Below are 14,217 nucleotides of genomic sequence, written 5' to 3'. Positions count from 1 at the left end.
TGGTCGGTCTGAAAAAGGGATGTTCAGAGGTGGGTGACAATCTCTTTAATCAGCGGCGGGCCTTTAAAAATAAAACCGGAATAAATTTGCACAAGCGTAGCGCCTGCGGCCATTTTCTCGCGTGCGGCAACAACCGAATCAATCCCGCCGACGCCGATAATCGGCAGCGCGCCTTTTAATTCCAGACTCAGGCGACGAATAATTTCCGTACTTTTTAACTGCAGCGGACGACCGCTCAACCCGCCGGTTTCATCACAATGTTTCATTCCCTGAACGAGGCTTCGGTCGAGCGTCGTATTTGTGGCAATAACCCCATCGATATTATGGCGAACCAGACTATCAGCCACCTGAATTAATTCTTCTTCGGTCAAATCCGGGGCAATTTTCACCGCCAGCGGCACATATTTATGATGACGGTTTTGCAGGTCGCGCTGCTTTTCTTTAATCGCCGAGAGTAAATCATCCAGCGCTTCGCCATATTGCAGCGTGCGTAACCCGGGCGTATTAGGTGAAGAGATATTGATCGCGATATAACCGGCATAGGGATAAACTTTCTCCATGCAAATCAGGTAGTCATCTTTGCCCTGCTCAACCGGCGTATCTTTATTCTTGCCGATATTAATCCCCAGCACGCCGTCGAAATGCGCCTTTTTGACATTCTCGACCAGATTATCCACGCCGAGATTATTAAAACCCATGCGGTTAATCAGCCCTTCCGCTTCCACCAGACGGAAGATACGCGGCTTGTCGTTGCCCGGCTGCGGGCGCGGCGTGACGGTGCCAATTTCGATGGAACCAAACCCCATCGCGCCGAATGCATCAATGCACTCGCCATTTTTATCAAGCCCGGCGGCAAGACCCAGCGGATTTTTAAACGTTAATCCCATGCAGGTAACCGGCTTTGCTGGCACAGACTGATGCACCAGCTTTTCCAGCGGCGTACCCGTTACGCGACGTAACTGTTGAAAGGTAAATTCATGAGCGCGCTCGGGGTCGAGCTGAAAAAGGGCTTTTCGAACGAAGGGGTAGTACATGAACTCTCCTGGATTCCCGGTGTGCAAACCGGGGCGCTATTATCCGCGATCGCTTTTATAAAGTGAATTGACCTGCGGCAAAAAAGCGCCCCGCCAGGCAAACGTTTTCCTTTTTTCGGCTGCTTTATGCGTTTTTTGGCATAGCGTCGCTGGAAATTTTAGTTAGTGACGCCTGCGGCTTCTGACACTATCTCATCAATTGTTATCAATGTTACCCAAAAGCAAACAATTGGTTATAAGGAGCCGTTATGCGAGTCATTACTCTGGCCGGAAGCCCACGCTTCCCCTCTCGCTCCAGCGCTTTACTGGAGTATGCCCGGGATAAGCTGAACACATCGGGCGTGGAAGTGTGCCACTGGCATCTGCAAAACTTCGCTCCGGAGGATTTGCTCTACGCTCGCTTCGACAGCCCTGCGCTGCGCACGTTGATTGAACAGCTGGAAGGCGCAGATGGGTTGATCATCGCCACACCCGTCTATAAAGCCTCTTTCTCCGGCGCATTGAAAACGTTGCTGGATCTGCTGCCCGAACGGGCGCTGGAGAAAAAGGTGGTATTGCCGCTCGCCACCGGCGGCACCGTCGCTCATCTGCTCGCGGTGGACTATGCGTTAAAGCCTGTTTTGAGCGCGTTAAAAGCGCAGGAGATCCTGCATGGCGTGTTCGCCGACGACAGTCAGATAAAGGATTACCAGCATAAGCCCGCTTTTTCGCCCAACCTGCACCAGCGTCTGGATGCCGCGCTGGAAACGTTCTGGCAAGCGCTGCACCGCCGCGAAGTCAACGTTGCTTTCCCTTTTGCTGAACAAGGAGCGATTCATGCTTAATTTTCTTCGCCGCGCGCCGCTGCTGACGCTGGTTGGGCTGCTGGCGCTGCCTTTAATGCTTAACGCCGCTGAAACGGCGCCGCAGGCGCTGAGGATTGGTTATCAGAAAGGCTCGGTCAGCATGGTGCTGGCGAAAAGCCACCAGTTTTTAGAAACGCGCCATCCACATACCCGAATCAGTTGGGTCGAATTCCCGGCCGGGCCGCAGCTGCTTGAAGCGCTGAACGTCGGCAGCATCGATTTAGGCAGCACGGGGGATATTCCGCCTATCTTTGCCCAGGCGGCGGGTGCAGATCTGGTCTACATCGGTTCCGAACCGCCGAAACCGAAAGCCGAGGTGATCCTGGTGCCGGAAAACAGCCCGTTGAAAAGCGTGGCGGATCTGAAAGGCCATAAGGTGGCGTTTCAGAAAGGCTCCAGCTCACACAATCTGCTATTGAGGGCGCTGCAAAAAGCGGGACTCTCATTTAACGATATCCAGCCAGCCTTCCTTACTCCTGCCGATGCCCGCGCCGCTTTTCAGCAGGGCAACGTAGACGCCTGGGCTATCTGGGACCCGTACTATTCCGCCGCGCTGCTGCAGGGCGGCGTGCGCGTGCTGACTGATGGCAGCGACCTGAATCTGACCGGTTCGTTTTACCTCGCTGCTCGCCCGTATGCTGAGAAAAACGGCGCTTTCCTGCAAAGCGTATTGCAAACCTTCAGCGAGGCGGACGCGCTGACGCGCAGCCAGCGCGATGAAAGCGTAAAGCTGCTGGCGCAAAGCATGGGGCTGCCGGAGCCGGTTATCGCCAGTTATCTTGATCATCGCCCGCCTACGGCCATTACGCCGGTAAATGAAGAGACTGCCGTGCGTCAGCAACACACCGCCGACCTGTTTTATGACAACCACCTGGTGCCAAAAAAAGTGGATATCCGCACCCGCATCTGGCAACCCGCAGAGACGAAAGGAGCTAAATCATGAGTCTGAACCTGTTCTGGTTTCTACCCACCCATGGCGACGGTCACTACCTCGGCAGCGATGAAGGCGCGCGCCCGGTGGACTACGGCTACCTGCAACAAATAGCGCAGGCGGCGGACCGACTGGGCTTTACCGGCGTGCTGATCCCGACTGGCCGCTCCTGCGAGGATGCGTGGCTGGTGGCGGCATCGATGATCCCGGTGACTCAGCGGCTGAAGTTTCTGGTGGCGCTGCGCCCAGGCGTGATATCACCGACAGTCGCAGCGCGTCAGGCGGCCACGCTCGACCGGCTTTCCAACGGACGAGCGCTCTTTAACCTGGTGACAGGCAGCGACCCGCAGGAGCTCGCCGCCGATGGCGTCTTCCTCGATCATACTGCGCGCTATGAAGCGTCGGCCGAGTTTACTCGCGTCTGGCGCAGGCTGCTGGAGGGGGAAACGGTGGATTATGAAGGCAAGCATATTCGCGTACGCGGCGCAAAGCTGCTTTTCCCGCCCGTCCAGCAGCCGCGACCGCCGCTCTACTTCGGTGGCTCGTCCGACGTGGCGCAGGACCTGGCCGCTGAACAGGTCGACCTCTATTTGACCTGGGGCGAGCCGCCGGAGCAGGTAAAAGAGAAAATCGCGCAGGTGCGCGCTAAGGCGGCGTTGCACGGGCGCAGCGTGCGTTTTGGCATTCGTTTACACGTGATTGTGCGTGAAACTAACGAAGAGGCCTGGCGGGCGGCCGATCGGCTGATTGAAAAAGTGGATGACGAAACCATCAGCAAGGCGCAGGCGGCGTTAGCCCGCACTGATTCCGTCGGCCAGCACCGTATGGCGGCGCTGCACAACGGCAAACGCGACAACCTTGAAATCAGCCCTAACCTCTGGGCGGGCGTCGGGCTGGTGCGCGGCGGCGCAGGCACGGCGCTGGTGGGCGACGGCCCCACGGTGGCGGCGCGCATCAATGAGTATGCCGCGCTGGGTATCGACAGCTTTATTCTTTCCGGTTATCCGCATCTGGAAGAGGCTTACCGCGTGGGCGAACTGCTCTTCCCGCATCTGAATATCGCTATCCCGCAAGTGCCGCAGCCGCAGAGGTTGCAGCAACAAGGCGAAGCCGTTGCCAACGAATTTCTGCCGCGACGGGTAGCGCAAAGCTAAGGAGGACGGCATGACGACGACTTCACGCAGGTGGCTCTACCGGGCCACGCCCTGGCTGCTGCCGGTGGGCATCATTGTTATCTGGCAATTCGCTTCGCAAACGGGCTGGCTCTCCACACGCATTTTACCCTCCCCGGAAGGGGTGGTGGAGGCGTTCTGGAACCTGTCGGCGAGCGGCGAGCTCTGGCATCACCTCGCCATTAGCGCCTGGCGGGCGCTGATTGGTTTCTCGATTGGCGGCGCGATCGGCCTGATGCTCGGTCTTATCAGCGGCCTTTCACGCTGGGGAGAACGACTGCTTGATACCTCCATCCAGATGCTACGCAACGTGCCGCATCTGGCGCTTATCCCGCTGGTTATCCTCTGGTTCGGCATTGATGAGAGCGCCAAAATTTTCCTGGTGGCGCTCGGAACGCTTTTTCCGATTTATATCAATACCTGGCACGGGATCCGTAACATCGACCAGGGGTTGCTGGAAATGGCCCGCAGCTATGGTCTTTCGGGCTTCAGCCTGTTTGCGCAGGTGATCCTGCCGGGCGCCCTTCCCTCCATTATGGTCGGCGTACGCTTCGCGCTGGGGTTGATGTGGCTGACGCTTATCGTGGCGGAAACCATTTCGGCGAATGCCGGCATCGGCTATCTGGCGATGAATGCGCGCGAATTTCTGCAAACCGACGTGGTGGTAGTCGCCATCGTTCTTTACGCCCTGCTCGGCAAGCTAGCCGACGTAAGCGCCCAGCAGCTTGAGCGCCTCTGGCTGCGCTGGCATCCGGCCTACAGGCAACAGGAGAAAACCGCATGAATACGGCAAGGCTGAATCAGGGTACGCCGCTGCTGCTGGATGGCGTAACCAAACGCTACGGCGACAAAACTATTCTTGATGGACTGAACCTGCATATTCCCGCCGGGCAATTTGTGGCGGTGGTCGGGCGCAGCGGCGGCGGGAAGAGCACGCTGCTGCGCCTGCTCGCAGGGCTTGAAGAGCCGGACGGCGGCGTTTTGCGGGCAGGCAATGCGTTGCTCAGCGAAGCGCAGGAGGAGACGCGCCTGATGTTCCAGGATGCGCGCCTGCTGCCCTGGAAAAAGGTAATTGATAACGTTGGGCTGGGGCTAAAGGGCGACTGGCGGCCCAGGGCGCGTGAGGCGCTGGCGGCCGTCGGGCTTGAAAGCCGCGCCAGTGAATGGCCGGCTGCGCTCTCAGGCGGACAAAAACAGCGCGTGGCGCTTGCCCGGGCGTTGATTCATCGCCCTGGCCTTCTGTTGCTGGATGAACCCCTTGGCGCGCTTGATGCGCTTACCCGACTCGAAATGCAGGCGCTCATTACCGAACTCTGGCAGCAGCATGGTTTCACCGTTCTGCTGGTAACGCATGATGTGAGTGAAGCGGTGGCGATGGCGGACCGGGTGCTGCTGATTGAAGACGGGAAAATTGGTCTCGATCTCCCGGTCGAACTCGCGCGTCCCCGGCGCACCGGCTCGCCGCGGCTGGCGGAGCTGGAAGCAGAGGTGCTGGAGCGGGTAATGCGCAAAAGCGAACAGAAATTTGTGGCGCGGCGCGTCAGCCACGGGTAAGAAAAGCCCTGCGATATGCAGGGCTTTTTGTATTACGCCAGCGCCTTACTGATTTTCTCGTAGAGATCGCCAGAAAGGTTCGGCAACGCCCTGAGCGTTTCCAGTGCGGCGCGCATCAGCGCCTGACGGTTGGCATCATAGCGCTTCAGGCGGATAAGCGGCTCTATCAGGCGGGAGGCCACTTGCGGGTTGCGGCTGTTGAGCTCGGTGAGCATCTCCACCATAAACTGATAGCCGCTGCCGTCCTCGGCATGGAACGCCGCCGGGTTGCTGCCTGCGAATGCGCCAATCAGCGAGCGCACGCGGTTCGGGTTGCCGAGGCTGAACGAACGGTGATTGAGCAACTCGCGCACTTTTTGCAGTGCATTTTGCGCCGGGCTGGTCGCCTGCAGGATGAACCATTTATCCATCACCAGGCCATCCTGATGCCATTTCTCGTCGTACTCCGCCAGCAGCGTGTCACGGCAAGGCAACTGCGCCCCGACCGCAGCGGCCAGCGCGGCCAGCGCATCGGTCATATTGTCGGCGGAGTGATACTGCTGGCTGACCAGCTTGTCAGCCAGCTGGACATCGCCAAACGCCAGATAGTGCAGGCAGATGTTACGCAGCGCGCGCTTGCCGATGTCAGCATGATCGACGCGGTAGCCTTCAAGCTTCGTGGCGTTGTACACCGCAAGGAATTCATCCGCCAGTTCGGTCGCCAGCGTGCGGGTCAGCGCCTGATGCACCGCCGCGATAGCCAGCGGGTCGATAGTCTGGAACAGCTCGGCCATCTCATTTTGCGACGGCAGCGTGAGGATTTCCGCCGCCAGCGCCGGGTCGATGGTGTCATCCAGCAAAATAGCGCGGAAAGCGTCCGCCACATGCAACGGCAGCGAAAGCGGCTGCTGTTGCTGGAAGCGAGCCACGTTCAGCTTGATATATGTCGCAAGCAGGCTTTGCGCCGCATCCCAGCGGGAGAAATCGTTACGCGCGTGGCGCATCAGGAACGTGAGCTGCTGATCGCTCCACTTATATTCAAGCTTCACGGGCGCGGAGAATTCGCGCAGCAGCGAAGGCACGGGCTGGCACGGCACATTGTCAAAGACAAAAGTCTGCTCCGCCTGGGTCAGGTTCAGCACGTTCGATACCGGGTGGCCTTCACGCTGCAGAGCGATAACCTTGCCTTCGTGATCGTAGAGTTCGATGTCGAACGGGATATGCAGCGGCAGTTTCTCCTGCTGATCCGGCGTCGGCGGCGTGTGTTGCGTCAGCTTCAGGGTATATTGCTCGGCTTGCGGATCGTAATCGTCCTGCGCCGTGACAACCGGCGTGCCGGACTGGCTGTACCAGCGGCGGAAGTGTGAAAGGTCAACATTTGACGCGTCCTCCATCGCCTGCACAAAATCGTCGCAGGTGGCGGCGCTGCCGTCATGGCGCTCAAAATAGAGCTGCATCCCTCTCTGGAAATTCTCTTCGCCGAGCAGGGTATGCATCATGCGAATCACTTCCGACCCTTTTTCATAAACAGTCAGGGTGTAGAAGTTGTTCATTTCGATGACCATATCCGGGCGGATCGGGTGCGCCATCGGGCTTGCGTCTTCAGCAAATTGTAAACCGCGCATGGTGCGCACGTTGCTGATGCGGTTAACGGCGCGGGAGCCGAGATCCGAACTGAACTCCTGGTCGCGGAAAACCGTCAGCCCCTCTTTCAGGCTGAGCTGGAACCAGTCGCGGCAGGTGACGCGGTTGCCGGTCCAGTTGTGGAAATATTCGTGGCCGATTACGCGCTCAATGTTCAGGTAATCTTTATCGGTTGCCGTTTCGGCGCGAGCCAGCACGAATTTGGAGTTAAAGACGTTAAGGCCTTTGTTCTCCATCGCGCCCATATTAAAGAAGTCCACCGCGACTATCATATAAATGTCGAGATCGTACTCCAGGCCAAAGCGCTGCTCGTCCCACTTCATGGAGTTTTTCAGCGAGGTCATCGCCCAGCTGGCGCGATCGAGATTGCCGCGATCGACGAAGAGCTCCAGCGCGACTTCCCGACCGGAACGGGTGGTAAAGGTGTCGCGCAGCACGTCGAAATCTCCCGCTACCAGCGCAAACAAATAGCACGGTTTAGGGAACGGGTCCTGCCACTGCGTCCAGTGACGACCGCCTTCCAGCTCGCCCTGGCCTACACGGTTGCCGTTGGAAAGCAGGAAGGGGTATTTGGTTTTATCGGCGATGATTTTCGTTGTGAAACGGGCCAGCACGTCCGGGCGGTCCAGGTACCAGGTAATATGACGAAAGCCTTCCGCTTCGCACTGTGTGCAGAGCGCTTCGCCCGACTGATAAAGCCCTTCCAGCGCGGTATTGGTCGCCGGACTGATGGTATTGACGATTTTAAGGGTGAAGCGCTCCGGCAGATTCTCAAGGACTAACGCGCCCTCTTCCAGTCGATAATCCTGCCAGGGAGCATCATTAATATGTAAAGAAACCAGGGTAAGGTCTTCGCCGTCGAGACGCAGCGGCGCCGCGTCGGCGGCGTTACGGCTAATCTGGCTTACCGCAGTGACCACGGTTTGGGCGGCATCCAGTTCAAAGGTCAAGTCAATATCGCTGATGAAATAGTCCGGCGCACGGTAGTCGTGGCGGTATTTGGCTTGTGGCTGTTGAGTCATATAAAACCTTATGCATGGTCCGTATGGTTACGCCTCAGTCTATTCCTGTTGCGATAATGTTGCCACGCAGAATCTTTATCTTTTCCGTGCACTCATGCAGCTTTGCTACATTTAGATAACATAGGCACAAAATGCCCTCGACCTGCGACAGGGGTTGTGTTGTGATCCTGCTTCAATAAACCGATAATCAGGGTATACTCCTGCGTCTTTATCTGCTTAGCCCTTGATGGAAACGCTCCTGTGAGAGGATGCCATTTCGCACCATGACACAATTCGCTTCCCCCATACTGCAAACGCTGCTGGACACCGATGCCTATAAACTGCATATGCAGCAGGCGGTTTTCCACCACTATTATGATGTGCATGTCGCAGCGGAATTTCGCTGTCGTGGTGACGACCTGCTGGGCATTTATGCTGAGGCTATTCGCGAACAGGTGAACGCTATGCAGCATCTCGCGCTTAGCGAAGAGGAGTTCCAGTGGCTCTCCGGCCTGCCTTTCTTTAAAGCTGACTACCTCGCGTGGCTTAAAACATTCCGCTTTGACCCTTCGCAGGTCGATATCAGCAACGACAACGGTAAGCTGAATATCCGCTTAAGCGGGCCATGGCGTGAAGTCATTCTGTGGGAAGTGCCGCTGCTGGCGGTTATCAGCGAACTGGTGCACCGCTTCCGCTCTCCTGAAGCGAACGTTCAACTGGCGCTTGCGCACCTTGAAAGCAAACTCGCTGATTTTCGTACTCTAACCGCAGACCTCGACCTCAGCGCATTCCGTCTGATGGACTTCGGCACCCGTCGCCGCTTCTCCCGCGACGTTCAGCAGGCCATTGTCGAACGTTTGCAGCAGGAACCCTGGTTTATCGGCACCAGCAACTACGATCTCGCCCGCCGTCTTTCGCTCACGCCAATGGGCACCCAGGCGCACGAATGGTTCCAGGCGCACCAGCAGATTAGCCCGGTTCTCGCGAACAGCCAGATTGCGGCGCTGCGGGCATGGCTTGATGAGTATCCGAACCAGCTTGGCATCGCGCTGACGGACTGCATTACTATGGATGCATTCCTGCGCGATTTCGGTCCTGATTTCGCTACCCGTTATCAGGGCTTGCGTCATGACTCGGGAGACCCGGTGCAATGGGGCGAAAAGGCTATCGCGCACTACGAGCGCCTTGGTATCGACCCGCTCAGCAAAACGCTGGTGTTCTCCGATAACCTCGATTTGCCGAAAGCGCTCTTGCTCTATCGCCACTTCGCTTCACGCGTTCAGCTCGGTTTTGGCATCGGCACCCGGCTGACCTGCGATATTCCCGGCGTTAAACCGCTCAACATCGTGATTAAGCTTGTGGAATGCAACGGCAAACCGGTGGCGAAGCTCTCCGACAGTCCTGGCAAAACCATCTGCCACGATAAAGCGTTTGTACGCGCGTTGCGCAAGGCTTTCGACCTGCCGCAGGTGAAAATCGCCAGCTAACCCCTTCCGGGAGCGGCTTCGCTCCCGAATCCCCCCCTCTCCTTTCCGATTTCTTTGTTTCACGCCGCGAATTCTGCTTGTCTGATGGCGCGCGCCAGGTAACATAGATAACCCCCCTCGTTGGGGCTAAAGGATTTTATGTTTGACCATTAACCAGAGAGAAAATTATGAGCGTTGTGCCTGTAGCCGACGTACTCCAGGGCCGCGTAGCCGTTGACCAAGAAGTCACCGTGCGCGGGTGGGTGCGTACCCGTAGAGATTCAAAAGCTGGCCTCTCCTTCCTCGCCGTCTATGACGGTTCCTGCTTTGATCCCGTACAGGCTGTCATTAATCATTCTCTGCCCAATTACAATGATGAAGTGCTGCGCCTGACCACCGGCTGCTCCGTGATTGTGACCGGCGTGGTGGTGGAATCTCCAGGCCAGGGCCAGAGCTTTGAGCTGCAGGCGACGCGCGTTGAAGTCACCGGCTGGGTCGATGACCCGGATACCTATCCGATGGCGGCAAAACGCCACAGCATCGAATATCTGCGTGAAGTGGCGCATCTGCGCCCGCGCACCAATATGATTGGCGCGGTTGCCCGCGTGCGTCACACGCTGGCGCAGGCGCTGCACCGTTTCTTCCACGAGCAGGGTTTCTTCTGGGTTTCAACGCCGCTGATTACCGCCTCCGATACAGAAGGCGCCGGTGAGATGTTCCGCGTTTCAACGCTGGATCTGGAGAACCTGCCGCGTACTGGCGAAGGCAAAGTCGATTTCGATAAAGATTTCTTCGGTAAAGAAGCGTTCCTCACCGTTTCCGGCCAGCTCAATGGCGAAACTTACGCCTGCGCGCTGTCCAAAATCTATACCTTCGGGCCGACTTTCCGTGCGGAAAACTCGAACACCAGCCGTCACCTTGCGGAGTTCTGGATGCTGGAGCCGGAAGTGGCGTTTGCCGATCTGAACGATGTGGCAAGCCTCGCCGAAGCGATGCTGAAGTATGTGTTCAAAGCTGTGCTGGACGAGCGCATGGACGACATGAAATTCTTCGCCGAGCGCGTGGATAAAGATGCCGTTGAACGCCTGCAGCGCTTCATTTCCGCCGATTTCGCCCAGGTAGATTACACCGACGCGGTGGCCATTCTTGAGAAATGCGGCGAGAAGTTCGAAAACCCGGTTTACTGGGGCGTGGATCTGGCTTCCGAGCATGAACGTTATCTGGCCGAGAAACACTTCAAAGCGCCAGTGGTAGTGAAAAACTACCCGAAAGATATTAAGGCTTTCTACATGCGGCTTAATGAAGATGGCAAAACCGTGGCGGCGATGGACGTGCTTGCGCCAGGCATCGGTGAAATCATCGGCGGCTCCCAGCGTGAAGAGCGTCTGGATGTGCTCGACGCCCGCATGGAAGAGATGGGCCTTAATAAAGAAGATTACTGGTGGTATCGCGATCTGCGCCGTTACGGCACCGTACCCCACTCCGGTTTCGGCCTTGGCTTTGAGCGCTTAATCGCTTACGTCACCGGCGTACAGAACGTGCGTGACGTTATCCCCTTCCCGCGCACCCCGCGTAACGCTAACTTCTGATTTTTTCTAAGGGCCAGCTCGCTGGCCCTTTTCATTCCTGCATCCACTCGCTTCACACAGAAATACTTTTCAACACAATTAAATCCACACAGATGTTGCGACTTTAAAAAACCGCACGCTATAGCATATTTGCTCATCTTTTACACAGCCATCCAGCCATCTAAAGACCGGAGATAAGAAAAGGTGAGATGAGTATCATTCTTGCATAAGCAAAGGCTTTTGCTTTATTAACTATAAGCAATTCATATATATAGATAATGAATGCGCAAAAACCATTCACCTAAAGAATGAAATTTGAGGTGGTTCACAAAGTTCCCAAAAATACATAAATTCTTACACAATATTTCTTTTTGTTACTGATTTTAGATATTTGTAGCACTTTCAGGCTAGCGAAACGTGAATATGAATGGAAAGATGCCTTCAGACACAGAAAGACACCAAACTCTCATCAATAGTTCCGTACAGAATTATTGACGGCAGTGGCAGGTGTTCATAAAACCAATGAGGGTAATAAATAATGATGAAGCGCAATATTCTGGCAGTGGTAATCCCTGCCCTGCTGGTAGCCGGTGCAGCTAACGCTGCAGAAATCTACAACAAAAATGGCAACAAACTGGATCTGTACGGCAAAGTAAACGCTGAACACGATTTCGTTACTTCTGGCGACAATACCAATAACGCTGACGCCACCTATGCCCAGTTGGGTTTTAAAGGCGAAACTCAGATTAACGATCAGCTGACCGGTTTCGGCCAGTGGGAATACCGTACCTATGCCAGCGCTGCAGAAGCTGAGCAGGGTCAGAATAACGCTAACCGTACTCGTCTGGCCTTTGCTGGTCTGAAAATTGCGGATGCAGGTTCCATCGATTACGGCCGTAACTACGGCATCGTTTACGATGTAGAATCCTATACTGATATGGCGCCGACCTGGTCTGGCGAAACCTGGGGCGGCGGTTACGTTGATAACTTCATGACCAGTCGTTCTACTGGCCTGCTGACCTACCGCAACAGCAACTTCTTCGGTCTGGTTGACGGCCTGTCCTTCGGCGTACAGTACCAGGGCAAAAACGAGCGCTCCGATCTGCGTCGCGCCAACGGTGACGGCGTTGGTTACTCTCTGGGCTACGACTTCGGCGAAGGCTTCAGCGTAATCGGTGCTTACAGCAAATCTAACCGTACCATTGATCAGAAAGGTGATGGCAAAGGCGACAACGCTGAATCCTGGGCAGTTGGTACTAAATACGACGCTAACAACCTGTACCTGGCGGCTGTATACGCTGAAACGCGTAACATGAGCATCCTGTCTGACAGCAGCGATACCATTTACGATGTAGCGAACAAAACTCAGAACTTCGAAGTTATGGCACAGTATCAGTTTGACTTCGGTCTGCGTCCGTCTCTGTCCTATGTTCAGTCTAAAGGCAAAGACCTGACTGGCGTTGCTGGCGGCGATGCTGACCTGGCTAAATACGTAGAAGTGGGTGCGACTTACTACTTCAACAAAAACTTCAACGTTTCTGCTGACTACCGTATCAACCTGCTTGATGAAGATGAGGCTGCTCGCACCGGCGGCGGCTGGGTTGGTTCTGACGACCAACTGGGCCTGGCAGCAGTTTACCAGTTCTAATCAGCACAACCTTGTTGTCTGAGAGTGAAAAAACAGGGCTTCGGCCCTGTTTTTTTATGGGCGAAAGCAAAAACGTTTATCTTTTGCGATCCCGCTAACTTTTCAGGGCAAACGGTTGGCATTTTGTAAATCTCCCGTTAACCTGATAGCGAATTTCCCTTCTGACATCACAATGGAATCCGTCATGTTTGAGAATATTACCGCCGCCCCTGCCGACCCTATTCTGGGCCTGGCCGACCTGTTTCGTGCCGACGATCGTCCCAGCAAAATCAACTTAGGGATCGGCGTTTATAAAGATGAAACCGGCAAGACGCCGGTGCTGACCAGCGTTAAGAAAGCAGAGCAGTATCTGCTGGAAAACGAAACCACGAAAAACTATCTCGGCATCGACGGTATTCCTGAATTCGGCCGCTGCACCCAGGAGTTGCTGTTCGGCAAAGGCAGCGCCATTATCAATGATAAACGCGCTCGTACGGCGCAAACGCCAGGCGGCACCGGCGCGCTTCGCGTAGCAGCGGATTTTCTTGCTAAAAACACCAGCGTAAAACGCGTATGGGTAAGCAACCCGAGCTGGCCGAACCATAAAGGCGTATTTAATTCCGCCGGCCTGGAAGTGCGTGAATACGCTTACTACGATGCGCAGAACCACGCGCTGGACTTCGAAGGGCTGATCAACAGCCTGCAGGAAGCACAGGCGGGCGATGTTGTGCTGTTCCACGGCTGCTGTCATAACCCGACAGGTATCGACCCGACGCTGGATCAGTGGGAACAGCTGGCGAAGCTTTCTGTTGAGAAAGGCTGGCTGCCGCTGTTCGACTTCGCTTATCAGGGCTTTGCCCGCGGTCTGGAAGAAGATGCGGAAGGCCTGCGCGCGTTTGCAGCGCTGCACAAAGAACTTATCGTGGCGAGCTCCTTCTCGAAAAACTTTGGCCTGTACAACGAGCGCGTAGGCGCCTGCACGCTGGTTACGGCAGATGCGGAAACCGCCGACCGCGCATTCAGCCAGATGAAATCTTGTATTCGCGCTAACTATTCCAACCCGCCAGCACACGGCGCGGCGGTAGTCGCAACTATCCTCAGCAACGACGCGCTGCGCGCTATCTGGGAGCAGGAACTGACCGACATGCGTCAGCGCATTCACCGTATGCGTCAGCTGTTCGTTAACACGCTGGCCGAGAAAGGCGCCGACCGCGATTTCAGCTTCATCACCAAACAGAACGGCATGTTCTCGTTCAGCGGCCTGACCAAAGAGCAGGTGCTGCGTCTGCGCGAAGAGTTTGGCGTTTACGCTGTGGCGTCGGGTCGTGTAAACGTAGCAGGGATGACGCCGGATAACATGGCGCCGCTATGCGAAGCGATTGTCGCTGTGCTGTAA

General features: G+C 56.0%; 11 protein-coding genes. 9 read left to right on the top strand and 2 right to left on the bottom strand.

The features are described 5' to 3' along the window. Positions 1–23: 23 nt before the first annotated feature. The gene (gene pyrD, locus MT962_RS03720) at positions 24–1,034 is read right to left on the bottom strand and encodes a quinone-dependent dihydroorotate dehydrogenase (RefSeq protein ID WP_024560857.1); all 1,011 of its coding nucleotides are present in this window, start codon (positions 1,032–1,034) and stop codon (positions 24–26) included. Positions 1,035–1,282: 248 nt separating this feature from the next. Between pyrD and ssuE the strand changes: the two genes are divergently transcribed. Genes ssuE through ssuB form a run of 5 tightly spaced genes read left to right on the top strand, consistent with a single transcriptional unit; the run spans position 1,283 to position 5,536 of the window. Continuing rightward, the gene (ssuE, locus tag MT962_RS03715) at positions 1,283–1,858 is read left to right on the top strand and encodes an NADPH-dependent FMN reductase (RefSeq protein WP_024556973.1); all 576 of its coding nucleotides are present in this window, start codon (positions 1,283–1,285) and stop codon (positions 1,856–1,858) included. 55 nt (positions 1,859–1,913) lie between these two features. Then, positions 1,914–2,822, top strand: a complete 909-nt coding sequence (locus MT962_RS03710) for a sulfonate ABC transporter substrate-binding protein (protein ID WP_247365098.1) — start codon at positions 1,914–1,916, stop codon at positions 2,820–2,822. Then, the gene (ssuD, locus tag MT962_RS03705; RefSeq protein WP_247364623.1) at positions 2,819–3,964 is read left to right on the top strand and encodes an FMNH2-dependent alkanesulfonate monooxygenase; all 1,146 of its coding nucleotides are present in this window, start codon (positions 2,819–2,821) and stop codon (positions 3,962–3,964) included. The genes MT962_RS03710 and ssuD overlap by 4 nt, the downstream gene beginning before the upstream one ends. 10 nt (positions 3,965–3,974) lie before the next feature. After that, positions 3,975–4,766, top strand: a complete 792-nt coding sequence (gene ssuC, locus MT962_RS03700) for an aliphatic sulfonate ABC transporter permease SsuC (RefSeq protein WP_247364617.1) — start codon at positions 3,975–3,977, stop codon at positions 4,764–4,766. Next, a complete protein-coding gene (ssuB, locus tag MT962_RS03695; RefSeq protein ID WP_188723267.1) occupies positions 4,763–5,536 on the top strand; it encodes an aliphatic sulfonates ABC transporter ATP-binding protein in 774 nt (257 codons plus the stop codon). Before ssuC ends, ssuB begins: the two co-directional genes overlap by 4 nt. A gap of 32 nt (positions 5,537–5,568) precedes the next feature. On the opposite strand, the gene pepN is transcribed toward ssuB, so the two are convergent. Then, positions 5,569–8,181, bottom strand: a complete 2,613-nt coding sequence (gene pepN / locus MT962_RS03690; RefSeq protein ID WP_247364615.1) for an aminopeptidase N — start codon at positions 8,179–8,181, stop codon at positions 5,569–5,571. Between the two features lie 263 nt (positions 8,182–8,444). Here pepN and pncB point away from each other — a divergent pair, with 263 nt between their 5' ends. From pncB to MT962_RS03670, 4 genes are all read left to right on the top strand, one after another. Then, a complete protein-coding gene (pncB, locus tag MT962_RS03685) occupies positions 8,445–9,647 on the top strand; it encodes a nicotinate phosphoribosyltransferase (RefSeq protein ID WP_024561459.1) in 1,203 nt (400 codons plus the stop codon). 167 nt (positions 9,648–9,814) lie between these two features. Next, positions 9,815–11,215, top strand: a complete 1,401-nt coding sequence (asnS, locus tag MT962_RS03680) for an asparagine--tRNA ligase (protein WP_024556980.1) — start codon at positions 9,815–9,817, stop codon at positions 11,213–11,215. Between the two features lie 517 nt (positions 11,216–11,732). Then, positions 11,733–12,842, top strand: coding sequence for a porin (locus tag MT962_RS03675; protein ID WP_281732607.1), 1,110 nt, complete (start codon positions 11,733–11,735; stop codon positions 12,840–12,842). A gap of 184 nt (positions 12,843–13,026) precedes the next feature. Continuing rightward, entirely contained in the window at positions 13,027–14,217 is a 1,191-nt protein-coding gene (locus MT962_RS03670) for an amino acid aminotransferase (RefSeq protein WP_048888415.1), read from the top strand.

It is taken from the genome of Franconibacter sp. IITDAS19, assembly GCF_023079515.1.
Taxonomy (GTDB): Bacteria; Pseudomonadota; Gammaproteobacteria; order Enterobacterales; family Enterobacteriaceae; genus Franconibacter; species Franconibacter pulveris.
Note: the sequence above shows the minus strand (reverse complement) of the source record. Positions and strands in the feature narration are given on the sequence as shown.

Coding starts and splice junctions, on each gene's coding strand:
- pyrD (WP_024560857.1), bottom strand. CDS start 1,034: ATGTACTACCCCTTCGTTCGAAAAGCCCTTTTTCAGCTCGACCCCGAG.
- ssuE (WP_024556973.1), top strand. CDS start 1,283: ATGCGAGTCATTACTCTGGCCGGAAGCCCACGCTTCCCCTCTCGCTCC.
- MT962_RS03710 (WP_247365098.1), top strand. CDS start 1,914: ATGCTTAACGCCGCTGAAACGGCGCCGCAGGCGCTGAGGATTGGTTAT.
- ssuD (WP_247364623.1), top strand. CDS start 2,819: ATGAGTCTGAACCTGTTCTGGTTTCTACCCACCCATGGCGACGGTCAC.
- ssuC (WP_247364617.1), top strand. CDS start 3,975: ATGACGACGACTTCACGCAGGTGGCTCTACCGGGCCACGCCCTGGCTG.
- ssuB (WP_188723267.1), top strand. CDS start 4,763: ATGAATACGGCAAGGCTGAATCAGGGTACGCCGCTGCTGCTGGATGGC.
- pepN (WP_247364615.1), bottom strand. CDS start 8,181: ATGACTCAACAGCCACAAGCCAAATACCGCCACGACTACCGTGCGCCG.
- pncB (WP_024561459.1), top strand. CDS start 8,445: ATGACACAATTCGCTTCCCCCATACTGCAAACGCTGCTGGACACCGAT.
- asnS (WP_024556980.1), top strand. CDS start 9,815: ATGAGCGTTGTGCCTGTAGCCGACGTACTCCAGGGCCGCGTAGCCGTT.
- MT962_RS03675 (WP_281732607.1), top strand. CDS start 11,733: ATGATGAAGCGCAATATTCTGGCAGTGGTAATCCCTGCCCTGCTGGTA.
- MT962_RS03670 (WP_048888415.1), top strand. CDS start 13,027: ATGTTTGAGAATATTACCGCCGCCCCTGCCGACCCTATTCTGGGCCTG.